This is a genomic window from Thermosipho sp. (in: thermotogales) (genome assembly GCF_020054775.1).
Taxonomy (GTDB): domain Bacteria; phylum Thermotogota; class Thermotogae; order Thermotogales; family Fervidobacteriaceae; genus Thermosipho; species Thermosipho africanus.
Genome location: NZ_JAIHAP010000009.1, coordinates 22,478 through 47,410 on the forward strand (window position 1 = coordinate 22,478; position 24,933 = coordinate 47,410).

The 24,933-nt window shown below is 31.5% G+C and carries 24 protein-coding genes and 1 other RNA gene; 14 read left to right on the forward strand and 11 right to left on the reverse strand.

Translation table 11 applies throughout. The annotated features are described in order from the left end of the window. Position 1: 1 nt before the first annotated feature. The 9 genes from alaS to JG780_RS03160 are packed head-to-tail and all read right to left on the reverse strand — an operon-like array spanning position 2 to position 10,343. Positions 2-2,581: an alanine--tRNA ligase gene (gene alaS / locus JG780_RS03120; RefSeq protein ID WP_287569172.1), complete on the reverse strand. Its 2,580-nt coding sequence runs from the start codon at positions 2,579-2,581 to the stop codon at positions 2-4. A 17-nt stretch (positions 2,582-2,598) separates the two neighbouring features. Next, the gene (locus JG780_RS03125) at positions 2,599-3,411 is read right to left on the reverse strand and encodes a phosphatidate cytidylyltransferase (RefSeq protein ID WP_004102403.1); all 813 of its coding nucleotides are present in this window, start codon (positions 3,409-3,411) and stop codon (positions 2,599-2,601) included. Continuing rightward, a complete protein-coding gene (gene uppS, locus JG780_RS03130; protein WP_012580301.1) occupies positions 3,408-4,085 on the reverse strand; it encodes a polyprenyl diphosphate synthase in 678 nt (225 codons plus the stop codon). Before uppS ends, JG780_RS03125 begins: the two co-directional genes overlap by 4 nt. Positions 4,086-4,087: 2 nt before the next feature. After that, entirely contained in the window at positions 4,088-4,645 is a 558-nt protein-coding gene (frr, locus tag JG780_RS03135) for a ribosome recycling factor (protein ID WP_012580300.1), read from the reverse strand. A gap of 45 nt (positions 4,646-4,690) precedes the next feature. Next, positions 4,691-5,833 carry a hypothetical protein gene (locus JG780_RS03140; protein WP_287569173.1) on the reverse strand — a complete coding sequence of 381 codons (1,143 nt, stop codon included), beginning with the start codon at positions 5,831-5,833 and terminating at the stop codon, positions 4,691-4,693. Next, positions 5,823-7,520, reverse strand: a complete 1,698-nt coding sequence (locus JG780_RS03145) for a GspE/PulE family protein (RefSeq protein ID WP_287569174.1) — start codon at positions 7,518-7,520, stop codon at positions 5,823-5,825. Before JG780_RS03145 ends, JG780_RS03140 begins: the two co-directional genes overlap by 11 nt. Beyond that, positions 7,501-8,556 carry a cell division protein FtsZ gene (gene ftsZ, locus JG780_RS03150; RefSeq protein WP_004102388.1) on the reverse strand — a complete coding sequence of 352 codons (1,056 nt, stop codon included), beginning with the start codon at positions 8,554-8,556 and terminating at the stop codon, positions 7,501-7,503. The genes JG780_RS03145 and ftsZ overlap by 20 nt, the downstream gene beginning before the upstream one ends. A gap of 3 nt (positions 8,557-8,559) precedes the next feature. After that, positions 8,560-9,822, reverse strand: coding sequence for a cell division protein FtsA (gene ftsA, locus JG780_RS03155; protein ID WP_114702548.1), 1,263 nt, complete (start codon positions 9,820-9,822; stop codon positions 8,560-8,562). Positions 9,823-9,827: 5 nt separating this feature from the next. Next, the gene (locus JG780_RS03160; RefSeq protein ID WP_287569175.1) at positions 9,828-10,343 is read right to left on the reverse strand and encodes a DUF4894 domain-containing protein; all 516 of its coding nucleotides are present in this window, start codon (positions 10,341-10,343) and stop codon (positions 9,828-9,830) included. A gap of 21 nt (positions 10,344-10,364) precedes the next feature. Between JG780_RS03160 and rnpB the strand changes: the two genes are divergently transcribed. The 14 genes from rnpB (at position 10,365) to JG780_RS03230 (ending at position 23,410) form a co-directional block, all read left to right on the forward strand. Then, an RNA gene (gene rnpB, locus JG780_RS03165) (RNase P RNA component class A) lies at positions 10,365-10,688 on the forward strand. Positions 10,689-10,741: 53 nt separating this feature from the next. Next, positions 10,742-11,680, forward strand: a complete 939-nt coding sequence (gene fba / locus JG780_RS03170) for a class II fructose-1,6-bisphosphate aldolase (RefSeq protein WP_287569176.1) — start codon at positions 10,742-10,744, stop codon at positions 11,678-11,680. 21 nt (positions 11,681-11,701) lie between these two features. Further along, positions 11,702-12,922 (forward strand): acetate kinase, encoded by a 1,221-nt coding sequence (gene ackA / locus JG780_RS03175; RefSeq protein WP_287569177.1) that lies wholly within the window; start codon positions 11,702-11,704, stop codon positions 12,920-12,922. Between the two features lie 50 nt (positions 12,923-12,972). Next, positions 12,973-13,668 (forward strand): FliH/SctL family protein, encoded by a 696-nt coding sequence (locus JG780_RS03180; RefSeq protein ID WP_287569178.1) that lies wholly within the window; start codon positions 12,973-12,975, stop codon positions 13,666-13,668. Further along, complete coding sequence (fliI, locus tag JG780_RS03185) at positions 13,661-14,965, forward strand: flagellar protein export ATPase FliI (protein WP_287569179.1); 1,305 nt, start codon at positions 13,661-13,663, stop codon at positions 14,963-14,965. Before JG780_RS03180 ends, fliI begins: the two co-directional genes overlap by 8 nt. A 26-nt stretch (positions 14,966-14,991) precedes the next feature. Beyond that, the gene (locus JG780_RS03190; RefSeq protein ID WP_287569180.1) at positions 14,992-16,356 is read left to right on the forward strand and encodes a hypothetical protein; all 1,365 of its coding nucleotides are present in this window, start codon (positions 14,992-14,994) and stop codon (positions 16,354-16,356) included. A 16-nt stretch (positions 16,357-16,372) separates the two neighbouring features. Then, positions 16,373-17,089, forward strand: a complete 717-nt coding sequence (locus tag JG780_RS03195) for a hypothetical protein (protein ID WP_012580294.1) — start codon at positions 16,373-16,375, stop codon at positions 17,087-17,089. A gap of 92 nt (positions 17,090-17,181) precedes the next feature. After that, positions 17,182-18,180, forward strand: coding sequence for a type I glyceraldehyde-3-phosphate dehydrogenase (gene gap / locus JG780_RS03200; protein WP_287569181.1), 999 nt, complete (start codon positions 17,182-17,184; stop codon positions 18,178-18,180). A 73-nt stretch (positions 18,181-18,253) separates the two neighbouring features. Further along, the gene (locus tag JG780_RS03205; protein WP_114702552.1) at positions 18,254-19,462 is read left to right on the forward strand and encodes a phosphoglycerate kinase; all 1,209 of its coding nucleotides are present in this window, start codon (positions 18,254-18,256) and stop codon (positions 19,460-19,462) included. Between the two features lie 2 nt (positions 19,463-19,464). Further along, positions 19,465-20,205 (forward strand): triose-phosphate isomerase, encoded by a 741-nt coding sequence (gene tpiA / locus JG780_RS03210; protein ID WP_282956778.1) that lies wholly within the window; start codon positions 19,465-19,467, stop codon positions 20,203-20,205. A gap of 53 nt (positions 20,206-20,258) precedes the next feature. Beyond that, positions 20,259-20,861, forward strand: a complete 603-nt coding sequence (locus JG780_RS03215) for a response regulator (protein ID WP_287569182.1) — start codon at positions 20,259-20,261, stop codon at positions 20,859-20,861. Beyond that, positions 20,845-21,270 carry a potassium channel family protein gene (locus JG780_RS03220; RefSeq protein ID WP_004102358.1) on the forward strand — a complete coding sequence of 142 codons (426 nt, stop codon included), beginning with the start codon at positions 20,845-20,847 and terminating at the stop codon, positions 21,268-21,270. The genes JG780_RS03215 and JG780_RS03220 overlap by 17 nt, the downstream gene beginning before the upstream one ends. Continuing rightward, on the forward strand, positions 21,267-21,926 hold the full coding sequence (locus JG780_RS03225) for a potassium channel family protein (RefSeq protein ID WP_004102356.1): 660 nt from the start codon (positions 21,267-21,269) through the stop codon (positions 21,924-21,926). Before JG780_RS03220 ends, JG780_RS03225 begins: the two co-directional genes overlap by 4 nt. Before the next feature lie 2 nt (positions 21,927-21,928). After that, complete coding sequence (locus JG780_RS03230; RefSeq protein ID WP_004102354.1) at positions 21,929-23,410, forward strand: TrkH family potassium uptake protein; 1,482 nt, start codon at positions 21,929-21,931, stop codon at positions 23,408-23,410. A gap of 1 nt (position 23,411) precedes the next feature. Here the strand turns inward: JG780_RS03230 and queD are convergent, their stop codons facing one another. Beyond that, entirely contained in the window at positions 23,412-23,774 is a 363-nt protein-coding gene (gene queD, locus JG780_RS03235) for a 6-carboxytetrahydropterin synthase QueD (RefSeq protein WP_004102352.1), read from the reverse strand. Between the two features lie 20 nt (positions 23,775-23,794). Then, complete coding sequence (locus tag JG780_RS03240; RefSeq protein ID WP_287569183.1) at positions 23,795-24,670, reverse strand: hypothetical protein; 876 nt, start codon at positions 24,668-24,670, stop codon at positions 23,795-23,797. Positions 24,671-24,933: the final 263 nt, after the last annotated feature.

Here is a 24,933-nt window from a genome sequence, read left to right on the forward strand (position 1 = left end):
GCTAACACTCCCTTAAAATTTCTTCAAGCTTTTTTATTGCTTCTTGCACTTTACCGAAATCTTTACCTCCAGCTTGTGCAAAGTCTGGTCTGCCGCCGCCTCCACCACCTAAAACTTTTGAAAGTTCTTTTGCAATATTTCCTGCATGTAACAACTGATTAGATTTTTTCTTCTTAACAATTAAAATAACTTTTTCTCCAACTTTATCAAATAATACTACAAGGTCCACTCCTTTATCAACCAATCTATCTGCTAGATCCCTTAAAACATCAACTTCTAATCCTTCAAACTTCTCTACAATATACTCTACATTGTTAATAACCTTCTTATTCTTATAAATACTGTCTATATCAACCATTTTCTGTTTTAAGCTCTTTATCTCAGAATTTAACTTCTTTATCTCTTCTTTCATATTTTCAATTCTTCTAAAGACTTCGTCATCGTTAACTTCAAGAACTTTTCTCACTTTAAACCAATTATTTTCTAACCTTTGCAAATACATTAAGCTATTTAAACCAGTAATTGCTTCAACCCTTCTAATTCCAGCACTCACCGAACCTTCAGACACTATCTTAAACAAACCTATCTCTCCCGTATTTTTCACGTGAGTACCACCACATAATTCCTCACTAAAATTGCCAACTTTTACTACTCTAACTTTATCTCCATATTTTTCCTCAAATAATGCCATTGCTCCTTCTTTAACTGCCTCATCATAGTCTTTTTCTTCTACAATAACGTCTATGGCTTCAAGAATAACATTGTTTACCATCTTTTCAACTTGTTCTATTTCATCAACACTTAGTGCATTAAAATGTGTGAAATCAAATCTAAGCTTCTCACTTTCGACCAATGAACCAGCTTGTCTAACGTGCGTACCTAAAACTTTCCTCAATGCCGCATGTAAAAGATGTGTTGCTGTATGATTTCTTGCAGTTGCTTTTCTCTTTTCTATATCAATTTTTGCGTAAACCTTCTCACCTACTGATAATCTACCTTTTAACTTTCCTCTATGAACTATTATTCCCTCTGTTGGGGAATAGACATATTCAACCAAAAATTCTCCATTTTCACCCTTAATTATTCCGGTATCAGATACTTGCCCACCCTTTTCTGCATAAAATGGTGTTCTTTCTAATACAATCTCACAATCAGCGTCTTGTGCTTCATTAACAAATTCAGATACTTTTATTGCAAGAACTTTAGAATACTCCTCATATTTTTCGTATCCTACAAATTCACTTTTTAATTTCAAATCTTCATAACCTGTTCTTTTTGTAAATTCAACATCACCTGCAGCGCTTTTTGCAAGCAATCTCTGCTTTTCCATATACTCATTAAATCCTTGCTCATCAAGAACATAGCCATTTTCTTCTGCTAAATCTCTTAAAATATCTAGTGGAAATCCATAAGTATCATATAATTTGAAAGCCATTTCTCCACTTATCTTCCCATTATTTTCACGAACGACTTTTTCAACTAATTCTAGCCCCTTATTAAGGTTCTGTAAAAATCTCTTTTCTTCACCTAAGATTATTTCTTTAGTAAATTCTTTCTTTTCAACAATTTCAGGATAAACATTTCCCATTTTATTAACAACAAAATCTACTAATTTATGTAAAAACGGTGCATTTGCCCCCAACAATTTTCCATGCCTTGCGGCTCTCCTCAAAATTCTTCTTAGCACATATCCTCTACCTTCGTTAGAAGGAAACACTCCATCTGAAATTAAGAAGACTAAAGCTCTTATATGATCTGCAATAACCCTTATAGAAACATCTATCTTTTCATCTTTTTTATATTCCACATTCAATATATTACAAATTCCCTCAATTATAGGAGCAAATAAATCCGTATCAAAATTGTTATATACTCCTTGCATCATAGCTGCCACTCTTTCAAGGCCCGCTCCAGTATCTATATTTTTTCTCTTCAAAGGAAGTAAATTACCATTTTCATCTTGGTAAAATTCTGTAAACACCAGATTCCATATCTCTACAAATCTGCCTTCTGTGTTAGCTGGTGTTGGTTCTTTCCCATCACTTGTAGGAACATCTCTTTGTGTATCATAAAAAATTTCAGTATCAGGTCCACAAGGTCCTGTAGGACCAGCAGGCCCCCAGAAATTATCTTCTTTTCCAAGTTTCAAAATTTTCGAAGAGAGAACACCAATTTTTCTCCAAATTTCATATGCCTCATCATCATCTTTATAGACAGAAACCCACAATCTTTCTTCAGGGATCTTCAAAACTTGAGTCACAAATTCCCATGCCCACTCAATAGCCTCTTCTTTAAAATAGTCACCAAATGAAAAATTACCAAGCATCTCAAAAAATGTATGATGCCTTGGAGTTTTCCCAACATTTTCTATATCAGTAGTTCTCACACATTTCTGACAAGTTGCAATTCTAGTATAAACAGGATCAACCTTTCCCCAAAAAATAGGTTTAAAAGGAACCATTCCTGCAATAGTAAATAAAAGTTGAGGATCCTCAGGTATCAAAGAGGCACTCGGCAGTATTTTATGTCCCTTTTTTTCAAAAAACTCTAGAAATAATCTTCTTATTTCATCGCTTCTCATGCAGCAACCTCCTTATTTTAACTAAATAGTTTTAAAAATATATAAATAACAGGTGCAACAAACAATAATCCATCTATTCTATCCAACATACCACCATGTCCGGGCATAAAACGCCCTATATTTTTTAATCCATACGCTCTCTTAATAGCAGATTCAAAAATATCACCAGCTGTATCCATTATCCCTGTAATTATTGCAAAAGCTATAGAATACCACAGAGGTATACTATAATTAAAAAAGCTATTTATAATTACAAAATAAATAAGAGTATAAACAAATGTTCCAAAAATTCCTCCTAATAATCCTTCATAACTCTTATTAGGGCTATATACTTTTGAAAGCTTGTGCCTTCCAAAACTTAATCCAAAAAAATATGCAAAACTATCATAAGCCCAACTTAAAGTCAAAGTTAAAAGTGCAACAGCTGCACCATAAAACTTATACAATGGAATAAAAAACGAAAGATTCATTGATATATAAATAAATGAAATTGAATATACTCCAAAAAATTCCATTACAATTTCTTTATTTTTAACAATAAACAATGTAAATACGATTCCAATTATATATAGAACACTTAGCAATTCCATAGGTTGCTCTAAAAACCAAATCCCAAAAAACAAAGGAAATGCAGATAAAAGTGCAATATAAACAACTAATATTCCATTTTTTCTGTGCTTCTTTAACGTTGCAAATAAAAGTTCAGAGCTTGCAAGTAAGACAATTGCCGAAACAAGGCCTATCAAACTTTGGTACGAAATAAAACAAGCAACTACAAAAGGCGCTACAATAAACGCTGAAATTAAACGAACTTTAGTTTCTTTAGTCACTTTATCCCCCCAAAACGTCTTTGCCTTTTTTTAAAATCTTCAATTGCTCTATCTAAATCTTCCCTAGAAAAGTCAGGCCATAAAACATCCGTAAAATAAAGTTCACTATATGCCGATTGCCATGTTAAAAAATTGCTTAGTCTCATTTCACCAGATGTTCTAATAATTAAGTCTGGATCTGGAATATCTGGAAAATACAAAAATTCTCTAAATTTTTCTTCATCTATATCACTTATTTTAGAATCTATTATCTTTTTTATTGCATCTACTATTTCAGCTCTACCACCGTAGTTTAATGCCATATTGACAACTATTTTATCATTATTTTTAGTTTTCTCCTGATACTTCATACAAATATTATATATTTTTTCGCCTAATTCTTTTAACCTTCCACTAAAAACTAACCTTACACCTTCCTTATTCATTCTTTCATAAAACTCACCGATTTTACTTTGCAAAAGCCCAAAAATAAAATTTACCTCGCCTTTTGGTCTTTTCCAATTCTCTGTTGAAAATGCATAAAAGGTGGTGTACTTTACACCATACTCAGCACACCACCTCACTACTTCCTCAATTTTATAAGCACCGGCATAATGCCCATACATTCTAGGCTTGTTTTGCTTTTTTGCCCATCTTCCATTTCCATCCATTATAAAAGCTATATGATTCAACATAATTAAAACTCCATTATCTCCTTTTCTTTCCTTTCAAACAATTTATCCAATTCCTCAATATATTTATCCGTTAGATTTTGAACTTCTTTTTCAAGTCTTTTTTCATCATCTTCTGATATTTCACCGTTTTTTGTCATCTCTTTCAGTTCTTTAATAACATCTCTTCTAATGTTTCTGACAGCAATTTTACCATGTTCAACAATTTCTTTTGTCTTTTTTACCCATTTTTGTCTTTGCTCAGTTGTAGGGCTTGGAAAAACTAATCTTACAACATTTCCATCATTTGTCGGATTCAATCCAAGATCACTTGCTTGAATAGCCTTTTCAATAGCACTTAAAAGGTTCTTTTCCCAAGGTTTAATAATCAATGACCTTTCTTCTGTGACATTAATAGTTGCAACCTGATTTATTGGAGTAGGCACTCCATAATAATCAATCTTAATTTCTTCCAATAAAGCTGGTGATGGCCTTCCCGTTCTTAATTTTTTCAATTCCTCGTCAATAGCTTCTACGCTTTTTTTCATCCTTAATTCTGCTTCCTTTAAAATAGGATCCTTCATCAAAACACCTCCTATATTAATTTATCATTTCATTAAATAATTATATCATGGAACTTGTAAAGTTAACACTTTAGATATTGTTTCTCCAGCATCAAGTTTAAATACTATATCATATTTTCCTGGTGCTGGAAATACTAAAGGTAAAGTAACCAAACTCATCCCACCATATCTTCCAAGCAGGACCTTTACATTACTTACTTCATAGGAATAATTTATTTTAGGAATAATTATAACGACTTTATTGAAATATAAATATCTTTCCTTCTCACTACGATTTAAAATTTCGAAATTGAAGTTCACCTTTCTACCAGATACAACATACTCATCAGAGTAAATGTTAAGATCTAGTTCTTTTAAACTTTTTTCTGGAACTTCAATAACATTTATATTTTTAGAAATAGTTTCAATGCCATTTTTAAAGTAAATTGTACATTTTAAATTATAACTTCCCTTTTTATTTATTTTGAAAATATTCGATGATTCAAAGAACAGCTTTTCTCCAGGCTTTAAACTATATTCTTGCGAAAATACATCCGTATAAGTTTTATTATTAAGTGTCCATTCAATTTTGGTTGGATTTAAAACAACAGTTGTTGCTGTTTTATTTTCAATAACCAACTGTGGAATAATATTTTCACCAATAGAATAATATGGGTCAACGGCTATTTCTTTTAGAATCTCCTCTTTTACAGAGAAATTAAAACTATTCTTTATCAATTTACCATCTAAATACATTTCTACACTTACAGTATAAATTCCAGATTTTAAGTTCTTTAAAGATACTTCACGAGAAAGGTCAAAAACTAAGATACTTTCCAATCTGTCTATGGTAGAACTTATTGGAGAATCATAATAGAAATTATACACTGGAACATTTTCTCTTAAGATTTGAAATTTGAATCTATCAATCACAAAATCCCTTTTGTAATTTCTAGTATTTATCAAAAAAACTTTCGATTGAACTTCTTCGTCTGAATAAATTTCTGAAGGCATTTTAATAGCAATTTGATAACCCTCTACAATTGTAGTATCTTTTCCCTTTACACTATTAAATAAAAAGAACAACACAACAACTAAAAAAACATTGAAGAAAAGGATATAAACACTTCTTCGTCTATATGACTGTATCTCTTCTTTTAATTTTCTTTCTTTTTCTTCTATTTTCTTTCGATAATTTTCACTCTTCATTACTACCACCAGTCACTCTTAAAATTTCCTCAATAGTTGTTTCTCCATTAAGAACCTTATACAACCCATCTTCAAATAGAGTTCTCATTCCGTTATTTTTAGCAGCTTTAGTAATTTCTATAATTGATGCTCTGTTATTTATTAAATACCTTAATTCATCATTAACAATTAAAACCTCATTTATAGCAGTTCTACCTTTATACCCCGTGCCATTACAAGCATCACAGCCAACTGCTCTGTACGCATATGGCTCTAATTCTGGAAAGAGTTTTCTAGCAATACTTTCAAATTCTGGATCAAGTTTTTCCTTTTGGGCACATTTTGTACATACTTTTCTTACCAATCTCTGACCTATTACTCCAATTAGTGCAGAACTTATTAAGCTTGGATCAATTCCCATATTCAACAAACGATCAACAGCACCAGATGCTGTATTTGTATGTAAAGTTGAAAGAACCAAATGTCCAGTAAGAGAGGCTTCAATAGCAAGATTTGCAGTTTCCTTATCTCTAATTTCTCCAACCATTATAATGTCAGGGTCCTGCCTCAAAAATGCCCTTAAATACCTTGCAAAAGTTAAACCTATCTCCGGATTTACCTGACATTGAGTAACACCTTCAATAGTATATTCGACTGGATCTTCTGCTGTTACAATATTTACTCCCTCATGGTTTAGCGAATTTATTATTCCAACAAGCGTAGTACTCTTTCCACTACCTGTTGGCCCAGTTACCAAAATTATTCCATATGGATGTTTTATCAACTCACTAATTCGTTTAAAGTTATAATCACTATATCCTAATTCTTCCAATTTTTTATTTGATTGTGACACTCTTAAAATTCTTAAGACAACTTTTTCACCATTAACAGAAGGCATTGTAGAAACCCTAAAATCATACTGTTCATTGTTCACTTTCAAATAAAATTTTCCATCTTGGGGAATTCTTTTTTCAGTAATATCAAGGTTAGACATTATCTTAATCCTTGCAACTACTGAACCATGGCTCGATTTTGGATATTCTGTAACTTTTTTCAAAACTCCATCAATTCTATATCTGACTATCACATTTTTCCCTTTCATTGGTTCTATATGAATATCACTTGCTTCTAGTTCTATTGCATGATTTAAAATATTGTTAACCAACCTAACAATCGGAGTTTCTTCAGACTCTAATTCTTCCACTCTTACTTCCTCTTCTTCATTAACTTCTTCACTGTAAAGTTCCTCAGACACATCAAAATCAACTTTCTTTTCAGCATTCATATCCATTAATAGTTCATCAAATATACTTGGAGAAACCAAAAAGACTTCTATATCTTTACTTAACAAAAACTTTAATCTCCTTTTAATCAAAGAAAGATTATATACGTTATCAGTAACAACAATTACCTTACCATTTTCTTCCTTAATTGGAATAACCCTCAATTCTTCTATTAATTCTTTTTTCAAATTCAGATTTAACGAAGGATCTATTGTAGGCTTTTCAGGAAAAAAACCTACTTCATACTGCTCAGCCAAAGCTTTAACGATTTGCTGCCATGTACAAAATCCAAGTTCAACTAAAACTTCTCCAATAGGTTTTCTAGTTTCTTTTTGAACTTTAAGTGCATACTCCAAATCATCTTCAGTAATTATCCCCTTTTCAATTAAAATATCCCCCAGCCTTTTATACTTTTTCTCCATCATCCCCCATTACCTCCAAACCAAATTTGAATATAGCGGGAATATCATCGTCACTGTAAAGAAAATCTTCCTCTCTTTCAAGTCCTGTTGCAATGAGCGTAACTCTTAATTCATCTTCTGGAATTTCTGGATCAACAATTATTCCAAGCTTTAAATCTGCATCTTCACTGCATGTTTGTCTGATAATAGTTGCAGCCTCTTGCATTTCATGTAACTTAAAGGTTGTTGATGCTGTAATATTCATAATCAGCTTGGTTGCATTTTCAATAGGATGTTCAACTAGTTTACTTTCAAGTGCCCTTCGTGCAGCAACCGTTGCCCTATTTTCACCCTTTGCAACACCAATACCAAGCATGGCTGCTCCTGCATTTCTCATTACCGATTCAATATCAGCAAAGTCAAGGTTAATAATTCCACGTTTGGTAATAAGTTCTGAGATACCTTTTATACCTTGATATAAGGTTTCATCAGCTTTTGCAAAAGCTTCTACAAAAGGAATATCCCATGATAATTCTTCAAGGAGCTTATTATTGCTTATTTTAATTAAAGTATCCACATTCTTATGTATTTTCTTTACACCTTCCATCGCAGCTCTCCATCTTGGTGCACCTTCAAAATAAAATGGAGTAGTTACAACTGCTACAGTTAAAATACCAAGACTTTTTGCTATTTCAGCAATAACTGGTGCAGCTCCTGTTCCGGTTCCACCTCCAAAACCAGCTGCTATAAATAACATGTCAATTCCCCTTAACATTTCTTCTAACTTCTTTTTATCTTCAAGTGCAGCTTCTTCGCCTACTTTTGGGTTACCTCCTGCTCCCAAGCCCTTTGTTAACTTTTCACCAATTTGGACTATTTCATCAGCTTTGCTCACTTCCAATACCTGAGCATCAGTATTAACAGCAACAAAACTCACATCATCTATACCAAATTCAATCATACGATTGATAGCATTACAACCTGCGCCACCAACACCTACAACCTTTATTTTCGGCATAATTTTAGAAAAAACTTCCTCTCTTTTTACTGAAAATCCCATACATTATTCCCCCTTAAATAATTTTCTTAGAAATTCTGAAAAAGCACTTGATGACTTATTTCTCGGTTTATTCAATGTATCAATACCCTCTTCTTTTTCAAATTGTAATATGTTTCCAAAGGCTGCTGCAAACTGAGGATCAGACAAAATTTGCTCATTTTCCTCAATTATAAACTCTTCAGTATTTATAAAACTTCCAACCCTTACGGAACATTTCATTACATCTGCAGCAACATCAGTTATTCTAGGTATTTTTGCACCACCACCTGTTAAAACTATTCCTCCAGGAATCCCCAAATCTCTAAATTCTTTATAATCTATCGTTGCATCTCTATAAATTTTTCTAACATTTAAAAATATTTCTCTAAGTCTTGCATAAATTATACGTGCAAGAAGTTCTCTGTTTGTTTCAAGCGTAGTTCTTCCATCAAGGGCCTTATATTCTATAATAGAAGGCTCTATATTTTGAAAAATTGCTATACCATATATCTTTAATAGTCTCTCAGCTTCATAAATTGAAGTTTTTAATATTTTTGCAATATCAAGAACAACATATTTCATAGATTTAGGTAGCCTTACAAATCTTATAGGTGCATTATTTAAAAATATGGTTACAACTGTAGAATAAAAACCTAAATCCACATGCATTACTCCGCTATCTTTTTCAAAACTAGTCAAAACAGCCTCAGCTGCTGAAATTGGAGAAATATAATAATCTGCTTCTCCCAAAGTCTCCCGTGTAGCATAATCAACTATGCTTCTGTGAATGCTATCACCCATTATGATGGAATATACTGCCTCTAATTTCCTTGCACTCATATCAACTGGATTAAATACTATTTTATTTTCATCCAAAATATATTTCTTTATATATGAATGGTATACATAATTATTTTCTCCAAGTGCCGTATTCAAAACAAGTTCTTTAATTTCATCTACATGCTTTTCATTTACAGTTACTAAATTATCTCCTTCCGTCAAAAGCAATTCTTCTCTAATCTCTTGAAGTTTAAAATTTCCAACACTTGATGAAACCAAAAAATCACCTTTTAAAGTTTTGCCAACCTGCTCTTCTAAATTCTCAATTATCTGATTCATTGCATCGTTCAAGGCAACTACATCTTTTATATCTCCAGACTCTATACCTTTAGATTTTAAATTTGAATAAGCAACAACTTCTTTTCCTTCATTAGAATAATTTACAACAACACCCTTAATGCTGTCATTACCTATATCTATTGAAACTACTGGATCCCATTTTCCCATACCTTTCACCTCGCTTTAACTAACATTTCATCCGAAATATAATAAATCCCTAACGGTTCAATATAGTTATACACTATTTTCAATTTTTCAAAATACATTTGAAAATCAAAATTTTCATTAAAATATATTCTGGCGTTATTATTCAAAACCATATAATTCTCATTAAAATTTATCTCATACACGAAACTTGGTATATTTTCTGGTATTTTTTTTAAAAATTCTTGCTTTATTTTTCCAAAATAGCCATCCACAAACTCTTCAGGAACTACTATTATTGGCAGACTTTTTAAAACCTTGTAATCTTCAACAATATCAATAATTTTTCCACTATCAGAAACTACCCATAAATCATTTTTATATGGTAAAATAAACTTGTAAGCAATTGAATTTTTATGGCTAAAATCAATTGCACTTATTTTCTTAACATGAAAATTGTTATAAATTCCAATAAAAAGAAACAAAAACACAATAACCCAAAGAAAATAATATCTATAATTATCCATCAAAGTATATTTTATCACAAATAATATGTAATTATCAAATGAGTGGAGCGAGGAGGCGCAGCTTTAAAGCTGAGGAAAGTCCGGACTCCGTGGGCAGGGTGCCGGATAACATCCGGAGGGAGTGATCCCTGGACAGGGCCATAGAGAAGAAAACCACCACTATGGTAAGGGTGGAACGGTGAGGTAAGAGCTCACCAGGTATGGAGTAATCCATACGCTTGGCAACCCCCACCTGGAGCAAGGTCAAGCAGGGTTTGGGTGGCCCGCCCTATAACCCGGGTAGACCGCTTGAGGAATTTGGTAACAAATTCCCAAGATAGATGCCTCCAAAAACAGAATCCGGCTTACCGCTCCACTCATTTTACAAAAAATGTTATAATTTTATTGAATAACTAAATAGATAGGAGGTTGTTAAAATGTATGTAAACACTAAAGATATTTTAGAAAAAGCTAGTAAAGAGTTTTACGCTGTTCCAGCTTTTAATATTAATAACTTAGAGTTCCTCATCGCAATTTTAGAAGGAGCAGTAGAAAAAAACGCACCTGTAATAATTGAAACAAGTGAAGGTGCAATAAAATATGCTGGAAATGGCGATCCAATTAGAGGAGCAAAATTTTTTGTGAATCTAGTTAAAGGATATGCTGATACTTTAAACATTCCTGTTGCATTACACCTTGACCATGGTAAAAATATCGAATACATTGCTGCAGCAATTAAAGCTGGTTATTCTTCAATAATGATCGATGCATCGCACGAACCATTTGAAGAAAATTTAAAAATTACTAAAGAAGTTGTTAAATGGGCTCATGCAGCTGGTGTCTCAGTTGAAGCAGAATTAGGTCAACTCGCAGGTATTGAAGATAATGTTTCTGCTGAAGAAAATGTCCTCGTTGACCCTGAGCAAGCAAAAATATTTGTAGAAGAAACAGGAGTGGACTTTCTTGCTCCAGCAATTGGAACAAGCCATGGGGCATTTAAATTCAAAGGTGAAGCTAAACTAGATTTTGAAAGACTTGAAAAAGTTAAAAAACTAACAAACATCCCATTAGTACTACACGGTGCATCAAGTGTTCCTGTAAAATATGTTGAACTTGCTGAAAAATATGGAGCAGATCTTGGCGGAGCAAAAGGTGTTCCAGCAGAAGAAATCAAAAAATGTGTAAAACTTGGTATTAATAAGGTAAATACTGATACAGATTTAAGAATAGCATTCCTTGCGGGCTTAAGAAAAAATCTAACTGAAAATGTTAAAGAATTTGATCCTAGAAAATACTTTAAAGAAGGAATGCAATTTGTAAAAGATGTTGTTATGGATAGATTAGAATTCTTAGGTGCTGCTGGTAAAGCCATATAAAAAAGAAAAGGAGGCAAAGTTATGATTGTATTAGTTGTAAACAGTGGAAGCTCTTCTATAAAATACCAACTGTTGGATATGGATAACGAGAAAGTTCTTTGTAAAGGCTTAGCAGAAAGAATCGGAATCCCTGGAAGCAGAATAGTACATAAAAAAGACGGCGAAAAATTTGTTATAGAACATCCAATGGCAAATCATGACGAAGCTTTACAACTTGTTTTGCAAACACTAAAAGATGAAAAAATGGGTGCTATAAAAGACTTTAAAGAAATTGATGCAGTTGGGCACAGAGTTGTTCATGGTGGAGAAAAATTCTCCGGTTCTGTTTTAATAGATGATGAAGTTATAAATGCAATAGAAGAATTTTCATACCTTGCTCCGCTACATAATTCTCCAAACCTAATGGGAATTAAAGCAATTATGAAACTTTTACCTGGAGTGCCTAATGTAGCTGTATTTGATACTGCTTTCCATGCTAAAATGCCTAAAAAAGCTTATCTATATGCTATTCCATATGAATACTACGAAAAATACAAAATCAGAAGGTATGGATTCCACGGAACAAGCCACAGATATGTTTCAAGAAGAACTGCTGAAATACTTGGATTAGACTACAATAAATCAAAAATTATAACTGTTCACTTAGGGAACGGAGCATCAATTGCAGCTGTAATGAATGGAAAAAGTGTAGATACATCTATGGGATTCACACCACTTGAAGGTTTAGTTATGGGAACTCGCTCTGGAGATCTAGATCCTTCAATTGTAACTTTCTTAATTGAGAAAGAAGGTTTAAGTCCTGAAGAAGTTTACACTATCTTAAACAAAAAAAGCGGTGTTTTAGGACTTACAAGCAATTTCAGTTCAGACATGAGAGATATAGAAGACAAAGCTCTTGAAAATGATCCATTATGCAGATTAGTACTTGACATTTACGAATATAGAATTGCAAAATATATAGGTGCATATGTTGCAGCAATGAATGGAGTTGATGCTATATCATTTACAGCTGGAGTTGGAGAAAACTCACCAATTACACGTGAAGAAATTTGTGAAAACTATTTGAGTTACCTTGGTATTAAGATAGACAAAGAGAAAAACAATGTCAAAGGAGAAGAAAGAATAATATCAACTCCTGACTCCAAGGTTAAAGTTCTTATTGTCCCAACCAATGAAGAATTAATGATTGCAAGAGATACTAAAGAAATAATTGAAAAAGGAATTAAAAAACTAGAATATTAATTATCTGGGCTGGTGCTTTTGCACCAGTCTCTTTTCAAGAGGTGTTAAATGTGATCATAAAAAAAAGATACGTTTACATAGATACTCCTCAATTAATAAAAAGTGAAAATGTTGAAAAAAATAAAGATTTACCAAGTGAAGATAATAAAGAAATCCAAAAAGATATACTTCTTGAGGAAGCCAAAAAAGAGGCCGCAAAGATAGTTAACGAGGCAAAAACAAACGCAAAAAATATTATTGAATCTGCAAAAAAAGAAGCTGAAGAAATAAAAAATAGAGCATTAGAGGAAATATCACAAATAAAAAATAAAGAGCTCGAAGAAATAAATCAGAAAATAAATAACCTTAATCAAAAAATCATTTCAATAAGCAATAATTTTGAAGAAAAGCTAGAAAAAAAAGTTAATGAATTAAGTAATGAAATGTTATATTTAATAAAAACAATAATTCAAAAATTTTTAGAAAAAGAAATAGATGAAGAGGTAACAAAAAGAAAACTTGAAAAAGTTTTAATGCATATTATAGGAATGAAAAACGTAAAGCTTTACCTAAATTCGGAAGATATAAAGTTACTTGATGAGGAAACTTTAAACCATTTACGTTACAGAGGAATAGAAATAATAGAAGATAATAATGTTCATTCAGGCGTTATAGCTGAAACAGAAAGCGGCACTATTAACACAAGCCTGAATTTTCAAATAAAGTTAATAAATGAAATAATAGATGAGGTACTAAACAATGAATAGCTTAGAGCTTTTAAAGAAAAGATTCGAAAATTTTAATCCTTATCAAAAGATAGGATCAGTAAGCAAAATAGTTGGATTAACTATTGAATCAAAAGGGCCCGATGCATTTTTAGGTGAATTGTGCAAAATCATTACCGACTACAAAAAAACCCTTGCCGAAGTAGTCGGTTTTAATGATAATGGAATAATATTAATGCCTTTAGAAGACATAAGCGGTCTAAAAAAAGGTTGTCAAGTATTAAAAACAGGTGAATATGTTAGTGTACCTGTTTCTGAAGAATTACTTGGAAAAGTTATAGATTCTCTCGGAAGACCACTTGATGGCAAAAAAATATATACAAAAGAAAAAGTACCTATAGTAAGAGAAGCACCTAATCCATTAGTTAGAAAAAGAATTACTACTCCCATTTCCGTTGGAGTTAGAGCAATAGATGGTTTTTTAACTTTAGGTTACGGTCAAAGAATTGGTATCTTTGCAGGTAGTGGTGTGGGAAAAAGCACGCTGCTTGGAATGATTGCAAGAAACACTTCTGCAGATATTAATGTTATTTCATTAATTGGCGAAAGAGGAAGAGAAGTTAGGGAGTTTATTGAAAAAGATCTAAAAAAAGAAGGTTTAAAACGTTCAGTTGTTGTTGTATCTACCTCTGATCAACCCGCTCTTCTAAGAGTTAAAGCATTACTTACGGCAACTTCTATAGCCGAATATTTTAGGGACAAAGGTTATAACGTCCTCTTAATGGTTGACTCACTTACAAGGTGGGCAATAGCTCAAAGAGAAGTGGGACTTGCAACAGGCGAACCTCCTACAACAAGGGGATATCCACCTAGTGTTTTTGCAGGATTACCAAAAATATTAGAAAGAGCTGGTAATTCTGATAAAGGGAGCATAACCGGTATATATACTGTTCTTGTTGAATCAGATGATTTTAACGAGCCTATATCAGATACTGTAAGGGGTATTGTTGATGGTCATATAATATTATCCAGAAAACTTGCAGAATCTGCACACTATCCCGCAATTGATATTTTAATGAGTGTAAGCAGGCTAATGAATGATATTACTAGAAAAGAACATAAAATTGCCGCATTAAAAATTAAAGATCTTCTTGCCACCTATTATGATGCAAAGGATCTAATTGACGTTGGAGCGTACAAAAAAGGTACGAATCCAAAAATTGATAAAGCAATAGAATTAATTGATGAAATAAACAAATTTTTAAGACAATCCGTTGATGAGAAAATGAGCTTTGAAGATACTGTTGAGTATTTAATTTCGATTGCAAATAAAATCTAAAACTTATTAAGAAAGAGGGGACTAAAGTGAAAAAGTTTTTTCTACTATTTTTAATAATTACCTCAACAATATTTGCAACAACATTTTCATTAAGATATGAAAATATAATATATACATCAGATACAAATAAGTATTTTTCAAATGTATTTACTCCTGACATCAAATATCAAAACGATAATTTTTCTTTTTTTGTAGAGATGACTTTTTCAAATGATGGAAAATTTCCGCTTTTTTACGAAGAATTCTACGGTGATTATTATATAAAATTTAAAAATTCTGGAATAAATTTCAATCTTAATAACGTAAAAATCTCATTTGGAAATTTAGAGAACTATGATATTGTTGACTCGCCATATTCATTATTTATTTCATCTCTTGGACATTCAAAGCCAACTGTTTCTTTTAAATTTGAAGATAGTAATTTTAAGTATGAATCAAGATACATTTTAATTTCATATGATGATTTTGTACCCCTAAATCTGTCAACAAAAAGCTCTATTGATAAGGGATTAAACTTAAAATATTACGCTATAAAGTATGGAAATTTTACATTTGGATATGAAGAAGCTTCAGTATATGTAAACAGGTTATTTGATTTTGAATATTTTTCTAATCCTTTACCAAACTTTTTTGTACAATACTACCGTGAAAATGTTTTATACAATGGAATAAGAAGTTTTAACGACAATTCTTTAATGGGATTTTTTGCAACATATGAAGATCTTAAAAAATATTTATATGCACAAATACTCATAGATGATTTTAATGCAAATAGATTTTTTAATCCAGATAATCCAACGGTTGATAAGATTGCATGGTCTTTTGGCGGGACATACAATTTAAATAATTATTTAAAAGCTAAAATATTCAGTGCTGGTGCAACAAAATATACATTTCAACCTTCATCTGACTCAGGAAACCCTCTATATTATGGATATACTTACTTTATAGTTGAAAAACTAAAAGATTGGATAATAAACTATGAGGAAAATTATATTGGTTACAAATATGGAGAAAATAATCTTGCTCTTTTAATAGGTCTTGATTATTCAAAAGAATTTAATTTAACTGGAGATCTTGAATTTATTCTTTCTGGAACAAAATCGCCTATAAATCCCTGGACCGAAAAGAATAGTTCAACATATGAACGTGGATTTAATCTTTTAAATGAGGGAAAAATCGAAAAGACCTTCCTTTTATCTTTAAACATATCAAAAAAATTTGGTATAATGGAATTAGGTGGATTTATTAAACTGGGAGAAATATTCAACGTACTAAAATTAGTGGAAGAAGTAAATGATAATGTTAAAAAGCCATATTATGCTCCGTCAGATGAAAATAAAACCATATTTGATCTTTCAATATTTTTAAAAGTAAGTTATAACCTATAAAGAAAAGGGGGATCACATGAAAAAGTTAATGTTAATTCTTTTTGTAATTACATCCTGTATTTTATTTTCTGATACGGTAGTATTAAAAGACGGAAGCCAAATAAAAGGGGAAATTCAAACAATAAATTCTGGAGTTTTAAGTATTAAATCTCTAGTTGGCCAAATTGTTTCTTATACAGATATTGTAAAAGAAGTTTACTTTGATGAACAAGCTACGCCAACTTATGGAGTATGGATAGAGCCTAATGAAGGTGAATGGATAAGAATTCCTGGAAAATTAACTAAATTTGATGGAAACTCTGGAACAGTTCTTTTACCAGATAGTGGAACTTTTGTATTTTCAAGTAGAGAGGCAATAAAATATATTAATTTCATTGAAAGTTCTACAGAACTAGATCTTTCACAAAACACATCTGTTGTTCCTGGAAAAACAGACAAATTAAAAGTAACTTTAAAAAACGGAGATACTTTTTCAGCTGTATTTTCATCCAGGCTTGGTGATATAATAACGTTTATCGTAGAACGTGGAATTATATCAATTCCAACTAACCTGATTGAAAAAGTGATATTTCCTGAAAACTCAAAATATAATTCTCTTTTTACACTTAAAGATGGTGCTAAAATATATGCGAAAATATTAAAATTTGAATCTAATAGCTTCTTAATTGAAACAGCAATAGGTGTTATATTTATTGATTTAAAAATGATGCATAATATAGAACTACTTTTTTAACTGTAACAAAAATTTTATCAAAAATACTGATTGGTTGTTAAAAAAAGATAGTAAAATTTTTCACGAGGACCATATAAAAAGGAGGGAAAAGTATGAAAATAGCTATCAACGGTTTTGGAAGAATAGGAAGATTAGTCCTTAGGGAACTTATACGCCGCAATAGTGACATTGAAGTTGTTGCTATCAACGATTTAACTGATGCTGCTACATTAGCTCATCTTTTCAAATATGATTCAGTACACAAAGTACTACCTAATGAAGTTAAAGCTACAGAAAATTCTATTATAATCGATGGTAAGGAAATTAAAATCTTTGCAGAAAGAGATCCTGAAAACCTTCCATGGAAAGATCTTGGTGTAGATGTTGTTGTAGAATCTACAGGAGTATTCAGAAACAGAGAAGGTGCCGAAAAACATTTGAAAGCAGGTGCAAAAAAAGTTGTAATTACCGCTCCTGCCAAAGGTGAAGATATTACAATAGTTTTTGGCTGTAATGAAGAACAACTTTCTTCTGAACACAATATCATTTCCTGTGCATCTTGTACAACAAATTCAATCGCATCAATTGCAAAAATAATTAATGATGAGTTTAAAATAGTAACTGGTCACCTTATTACAGTACACTCTTACACTAATGACCAAAGAATTTTAGACTTACCACACAAAGATTTTAGAAGAGCTAGAGCAGCTGCTGTTAACATAATTCCTACAACAACTGGTGCAGCAAAAGCAGTTGCAGTGGTTGTTCCTGAATTAAAAGGAAAACTCGATGGAATGGCAATAAGAGTTCCAACACCAGATGGCTCACTTACAGGCTTAAGTGTAGTAGTTGAAAAAGCTACTTCAGCTGAAGAAGTAAATGAGGTAATCAAAAAAGCTACTGAAGGCAAATTAAAAGGAATCATTGGTTACAACACTGAACCAATTGTAAGTAGCGACATTGTTGGAACAAGATTTGCTGGAATCTTTGATGCAACATTAACTAAAGTTATGAACGGAACATTGGTAAACGTATTCTCATGGTATGACAACGAATATGGATACACAAATAGAGTTGTTGATACACTTGAATTAGTAGAAAAGAAATTATAATAACTAATAATCTTTTTTCGTAAATGGGGGCCGTGTTGCCCCCATTATTAAAATTAACAAGGAGGGATAAAATATGGAAAAATTAACAATAAGAGATATAGATCTAAAAGGAAAACGAGTTATAATGAGAGTTGATTTTAACGTCCCTATGAAAGATGGAGAAATCACTGACGATACAAGAATAGTTGAAGCACTTCCTACAATAAAATATGCTATTGAAAACGGTGCTATTGTGATTTTACTTTCACACCTTGGAAGACCAAAAGGCGAAAGAAAGCCTGAATTTTCTCTTTTACCTGTTGCTAAAAGGCTTAGTGAACTTCTTGGAAAAGAGGTTACATTTATTCCAGAACTTTATGGAGAAATTGTAAATGAAAAAGTTAAAAATGCAAAAGAAGGGGATGTTATTTTACTTGAAAACACAAGATTTGACAAAGGTGAAACTAAAAATGATCCAGAACTTGCAAAAAAATGGGCTGAACTTGCCGATATACATGTAAATGATGCATTTGGAACAGCCCACAGAGCTCACGCAAGTAATGTTGGAATTGCACAGTATATACCAAGTGTTGCTGGATTTTTAATGGAAAAAGAAATTAAATTCTTATCTAAAGCTACAACTAATCCTGAAAAACCATATGTTGTTGTATTAGGTGGTGCAAAAGTTTCAGACAAAATTGGTGTTATAACAAATCTTCTTGATAAGGCAGATAAAATTTTAATTGGTGGCGCTATGATGTTTACTTTCTTAAAATCTCTCGGATACAATGTTGGTTCATCTCTAGTTGAAGATGATAAGTTAGATCTTGCAAAAAGAATTTTAGAACAAGCAAAAGAAAAGGGTACCGAAATAGTCCTTCCAGTTGATGCTGTATGTGCTCAAAAAATTGAAGCAGGAGTTGAAACAAAAACAATTGATATTAAAGATGGTATTCCTGAAGGTTGGATGGGGCTTGATATTGGACCTAAAACAGTTGAACTCTTTAGAAATAGCATATCTGGTGCTAAAACAATAGTTTGGAATGGACCAATGGGAGTTTTTGAAATAGAAGATTTCTCAAACGGAACTAAAGAAGTTGCAATTGCTATTGCTGAAGAAACATCAAAAGGAGCTACTACAATCATTGGTGGTGGAGATAGTGCAGCAGCAATCGCAAAATTTGGACTTAAAGACAAAGTATCACACGTTTCAACAGGTGGTGGAGCTTCTCTCGAATTCCTAGAAGGAAAAGAATTACCTGGTATAGCATCAATTGCAAATAAAAAAAAAATAGAAAACTAGTATTGGCTGGAAACTGGAAAATGCACAAAACTCCAACTGAATCTGCACATTTTGCATCAATATTACTAAATGCATTTCATGGAGAAAAAGAATTTGATATTATAGTTGCTCCTACTTTTATATCGATACCAGCAGTATACGAAATTCTAAGAGATTCTAATATTAAGGTTGCAGCACAAAATATGTACTTTGAGGATGAAGGTGCATACACCGGAGAAATATCTTGGAAAATGTTAAAAGAATCTGGTGTTGAGTATGTAATAATTGGTCATAGTGAAAGACGAAACATATTTGGAGAAACAGATGAAATGATAAACAAAAAGATAAAAAAAGCAATAGAAGTTGGTTTAACTCCTATTTTCTGTGTTGGAGAAAAACTCGAAGAAAGAGAGGAAGGCCTTACATTTGCAGTAGTTGAAACTCAAATTAGAAAAGGATTAAAAAATATAGAGGACATTGAAAATGTAATTATAGCTTACGAACCAGTCTGGGCTATTGGAACAGGAAAAGTTGCAACTCCAGCTCAAGCTCAGGAAGTTCATAGCTTTATAAGATCACTTATTTCAAAAATGTACTCAAAAGAAAGAGCCGAAAAAGTTAGAATACTTTACGGTGGTAGCATTAAACCAAACAACTTCTTTAGTTTAATAGTACAACCAGACATAGATGGTGGACTAGTTGGAGGAGCAAGTCTTAAAGAAAGTTTCATAGAACTTGGAAAAATTTTAAAACAAGTGATATAATATAGAACTAGGGGGTGAGTCCCCCTAGTTTTTCTTTTACAGGAGGTAATTAAATGCCACACATTCTTATAATTGATGATGAACGAAATGTAAGATTTTTAATTGAAAAATTTTTGGAAGGATTTACTTATGATTCTCTATCTACAGTTGAAGAAGCTTTAAAAAACATATTTGAAAAAAATATAAACTATGATCTTATAATTTCTGATTTAAAATTACCTGGAAAGTCTGGTATAGAACTTGTCAAAGCATTAAGGGAAAAAGCAATTGATACACCTATTTTAATTGTGTCAGCATATACAAAACCAGAAATTTTATCTGAATTATTCAAATTTGAACGGGTTGATTTTCTTTCAAAACCTTTTACAAAAGAAGAATTACTTTCAAAGGTAAAAGAATTAATTGATGAACCTAAAGAATCTTTTGACAGAGCATTAAGAATGGCAAATGAATTTCTAAATTCTGGTGATCTAAATAAAGCAGAAAAACTTATTAAAAAAATTTTTAGTCTGTCGCCTTCTTCACCAATCCCACATTACCTTATGTATGAATTACTTAAAAAACGCGGTAATTTAGAACTTGCAAACAAGCACTTGAATGCCGCAAAGTCTCTTGATGAAAACATTGAGGTGAAAAAAGATGCGGAAAACAAATGAGCTTTTCATTGTTATTATAGGCTGTGGTAAGGTTGGCGGAAACATTGCCAGTATGGCTTCGTCCATCGGACACAGTGTCGTTGTAATAGATAAAAATCAAGAGTCATTCGAGAATTTGTCACCTGAGTTTACAGGTTTTACAATTATTGGGGATGCTACTGAAAAAGATGTCCTCGAAAATGCAAAGATTTCTAAAGCAGATTATGTATTTGTACTTACAGAAGATGATAATACAAATTTTTTAATATCCCTACAATGTAAATATTATTTTGGAGCAAAAAATATAATTGCAAGAGTTTACGACCCAGAAAATAGTGTATTATTTTTAGAATACAACATTAATGTTGTATCACCTACGATGCTTTTAATTGGTGATTTAAAAAATATACTGGTTGGTGAAAGCTTATGAAAGTTGTCCTAATTGGCGGCGAAAAAATTGCATATTTTCTTGCAAAATCATTCTCAAGTAAGGGATATAAAACTTATTTAGTAAACAAAGATCAAAAATTATGTGAGGATTTTGCAAGAGATCTAAAAGCTGTGGTAATTCATGGCGATGCTTCAAAGAAAAGACTCCTAGAACAATTAGATATTGAAGAAGATGATATCATAGTTGTTCTTACAAATAAAGATAAAGAAAATCTTATTATCACACAATTTGCAAAAAAGATCTTTGGAGTAAAAAATATTGTAACACTGGTAAATAATCCAGACAATATAGAACTATTTGAAAAATTAGGAATTACAGCAGTTGTCAGTACTACCACAATGCTTCAAAAAGCTGTAGAAAATTTGTTATTTGGGGAAGAACTCCAACAATTCTTATCTGTTGAAGAAGGAAAACTAACTTTCTTAAAAATAGACATACCTGAAAACTCAAAAGCTGTTGGAAAGTTATTAAAGGATTTAAACCTGCCTCATGATTGTGTTGTTGGTGGTATACTAAGGAAGGGAAAAGTTATAATTCCACATGGTAATACTGAAATAAATGCTGGAGATAGATTATATATTGTAAGTTTACCAACAGCTCAAGAACAAATTCTTGATATTTTAATGGGTGAATAAGTATGCCTAGAAAAAAAGAACAGTACAAACTAATTATTCATAACATAGGATTAGTTTTAATGTATTACACAATTATCATACTTTTCCCATTAGTATTTAATATTTTTTATCCAAATGAATTAAAAAATTCTTATGCCTTTTTATTATCAGCCTTTTTGTCTTTTTTTATTGGATACATTCTTTTTAAAGCTACAAAAGATGTTTCTTCTACAACCGTTACAGTTCGTGAAGGAGCTGTTATTGTCTTTTTCACATGGTTACTTGTTGTTTTAATAGGCTCTATTCCTTTTATACTAGTTGAAAACTTGACCTTTTCACAAGCCGTTTTTGAATCAACAAGTGGTTTTACTACTACTGGTTTGACAATGTTTACCGATGTTTCAAAAGTTTCAAAATTAATACTTGTTTGGAGAAGTATAATGCAATTCATAGGTGGTGCTGGCTTTGCACTTATAATGATGGGATCTGTCATTGGTCCAAAAGGGTTTGGTCTATATCACGCTGAAGGCAGGGTAGATAACATTGCTCCAAACATAAAACGTTCAGCAAGGATTATTACTCTCATTTATATAACTTATGCATTTTTAGGAACTGTACTACTTGATATAGTTGGAATGCCTTTGTTTGATGCGTTCAACCATTCATTAACTGCTCTTGCAACAGGTGGTTTTTCCGTAAAGAATGCAAGTATTGGAGATTACAATAACTTAAGAGTTGAAATAGTTACAATCATTCTAATGTTTTTGGGTGGAACAGGGTTTGGAGTTCACTATACACTGTGGAGAGGAAATTTTAAGGCTTTCTTAAAAAATGGTGAGCCTTGGTTAATGCTCACAACAATATTTACTTTTTCTTTAATAATGGCCTTTAACGGTATTGGAAAAGTATTTTCTACCTTTTCACAGGGTTTTAGAGAGTCTTTATTTCAAACTACGTCTGCGCTAACAGGTACAGGTTTTTCAACAGTGGATTTGACAAATCCTTTATGGATCAATTTTGGATTAGGAATGTTTATACTTACTTCATTAATGATGGCCGGTGGTGGTATGGATTCAACCGCTGGTGGATTAAAACAATATCGTATCTGGGTGACTATCAAGGTATTACTACATTCTGTAAAGGAATTTCTTCTGCCATCAAAAAGTGTTACTAAAATATCTGCTTGGAAAGGGCAAAATAAAAATTTTATAAAGAATGAAGATATTAAAGAAATTTTTCTAGTTTTTTCAATGTATTTCTTCACATTTTTCGTGGGAAGTTTAATACTAAGCTCTTATGGTTATAATCTAACTCAATCCATGTTTGAATTTGCTTCCGCAATGAACGGCGTAGGATTATCTTCCGGAATTACTTCACCAAATATGCCTCTTGGAGCAATGTGGACACTTACTATTGCAATGTTTACTGGAAGACTGGAATTTTTAGTTGTAATTTACGCTGTTGCAAAGATGATTAATGATTTATACGAAAGTATAAAAAAGTAGTTTACATATTCTTTTTTAATGTTACGTATGAAGTAGGCGTTTCATATACTTTTATTTCATACAAGAAATATCTTTCACTATTTAATTCCGGCTCCAATTGTTTCCAAATCCACTCAGCAATATTTTCCGCACTTGGTTGTGGAATTATTTCGTTTATATAAGAATGATCTAATCTACTTAAAACTTTTTCTTTAATAATACGCTTTAGTTCTAAAAAATCTATAACCATACCTTCCTCATCTTTCTCACCAGCAACGGTAACTACTAGTTTATATGTGTGTCCATGCAACTTTTCACATTTTCCATGATACTTTACAAGGTTATGTGCTGCGTCAAACGTAAACTCTTTTGAAACTAGTAGCATCTTAAATAGTCCCTCCCCAGTTAAATAATTTCTACTTTTTTTATCTTAGCATTTTTATCTTTTAGTTTTTCTAAAAAAAGTTCTATATCTTTTCCTTTTGATAACTTCCAATTTCTCTCGATTAAAATTTTATATGTTAAGGTATCTATTTTTAAAATAATATCCCCTTTTCTTATATTATCCTCCAAAGGAAATTCTTTGTCAAAAATTATAACCATTCCTATATATGATGAAAATCTCATCAGTTTATTCTTCAACAATACATAGTCAAAAAAATCCTCATAGACTAAATCAAATTCATATCTTTTTTCTATTTCCTCAACTATCAATTTTACCACGTTATAATCTAACCCTAAATCTATCATCTTTTTTAAATACATCATTTCATTTGTTACATTTGTTTCACTATAAACCAAGTATTTACCCACTTCAAAAAATGCTTCCCTATAATACATTCTTACTGATAAAGCCCAATCAGAAGAAATTGATGGTAAAAAATCTCCATTGTATATATCAAATGCTTTTTTTAAAGACTTTGTATCTTTTTTATCTAAAGAAACCAAAGATAATCTTTCAAAGTTTTCAAAATCTGTTTCTATTTTATTAGGTACAACAGAAACTATAGAATCTTTAGTATTTAATCTTGCAATATTTTTTAACTTTTTATTTATTTTAGAAAAAAATACTGTTATATCATTTCGGCATGGCATCTGATTAATATCCCACACATTTTCTAATACATTTTCAACACTTACATGTTTTTTGTAAATAACAAAAGCAAGAATTTCTGACTCTTTGGGAGAAAAATGCGTGTTTTTCAACTCTGAAATTAAAAAATCTCCAAATGTAATAACTTTTATGCTCTCACCTTCTTTCAAGCTAATTATATCACGCAAATTATATAATTAATTTTATATTGAGTAATATTTTGATTACATCTCAGGTTTTAATTTATATTAATGTAGTATTATCAATTTACAAAAGAAAAATAAAGACAAAAAATGCTGTTGTTATGTAAATAATTTCTTAAGAAAGGAGGGAAGGTAAGAAATTATATAAGAACCACAAAAACTAAGGAGGGGAAACTATGAGAAAGATGTTAATTACTTTATTAAGTTTATTTGCTTTATTTATTTTTGCCGATGCAACTTCTGTACAT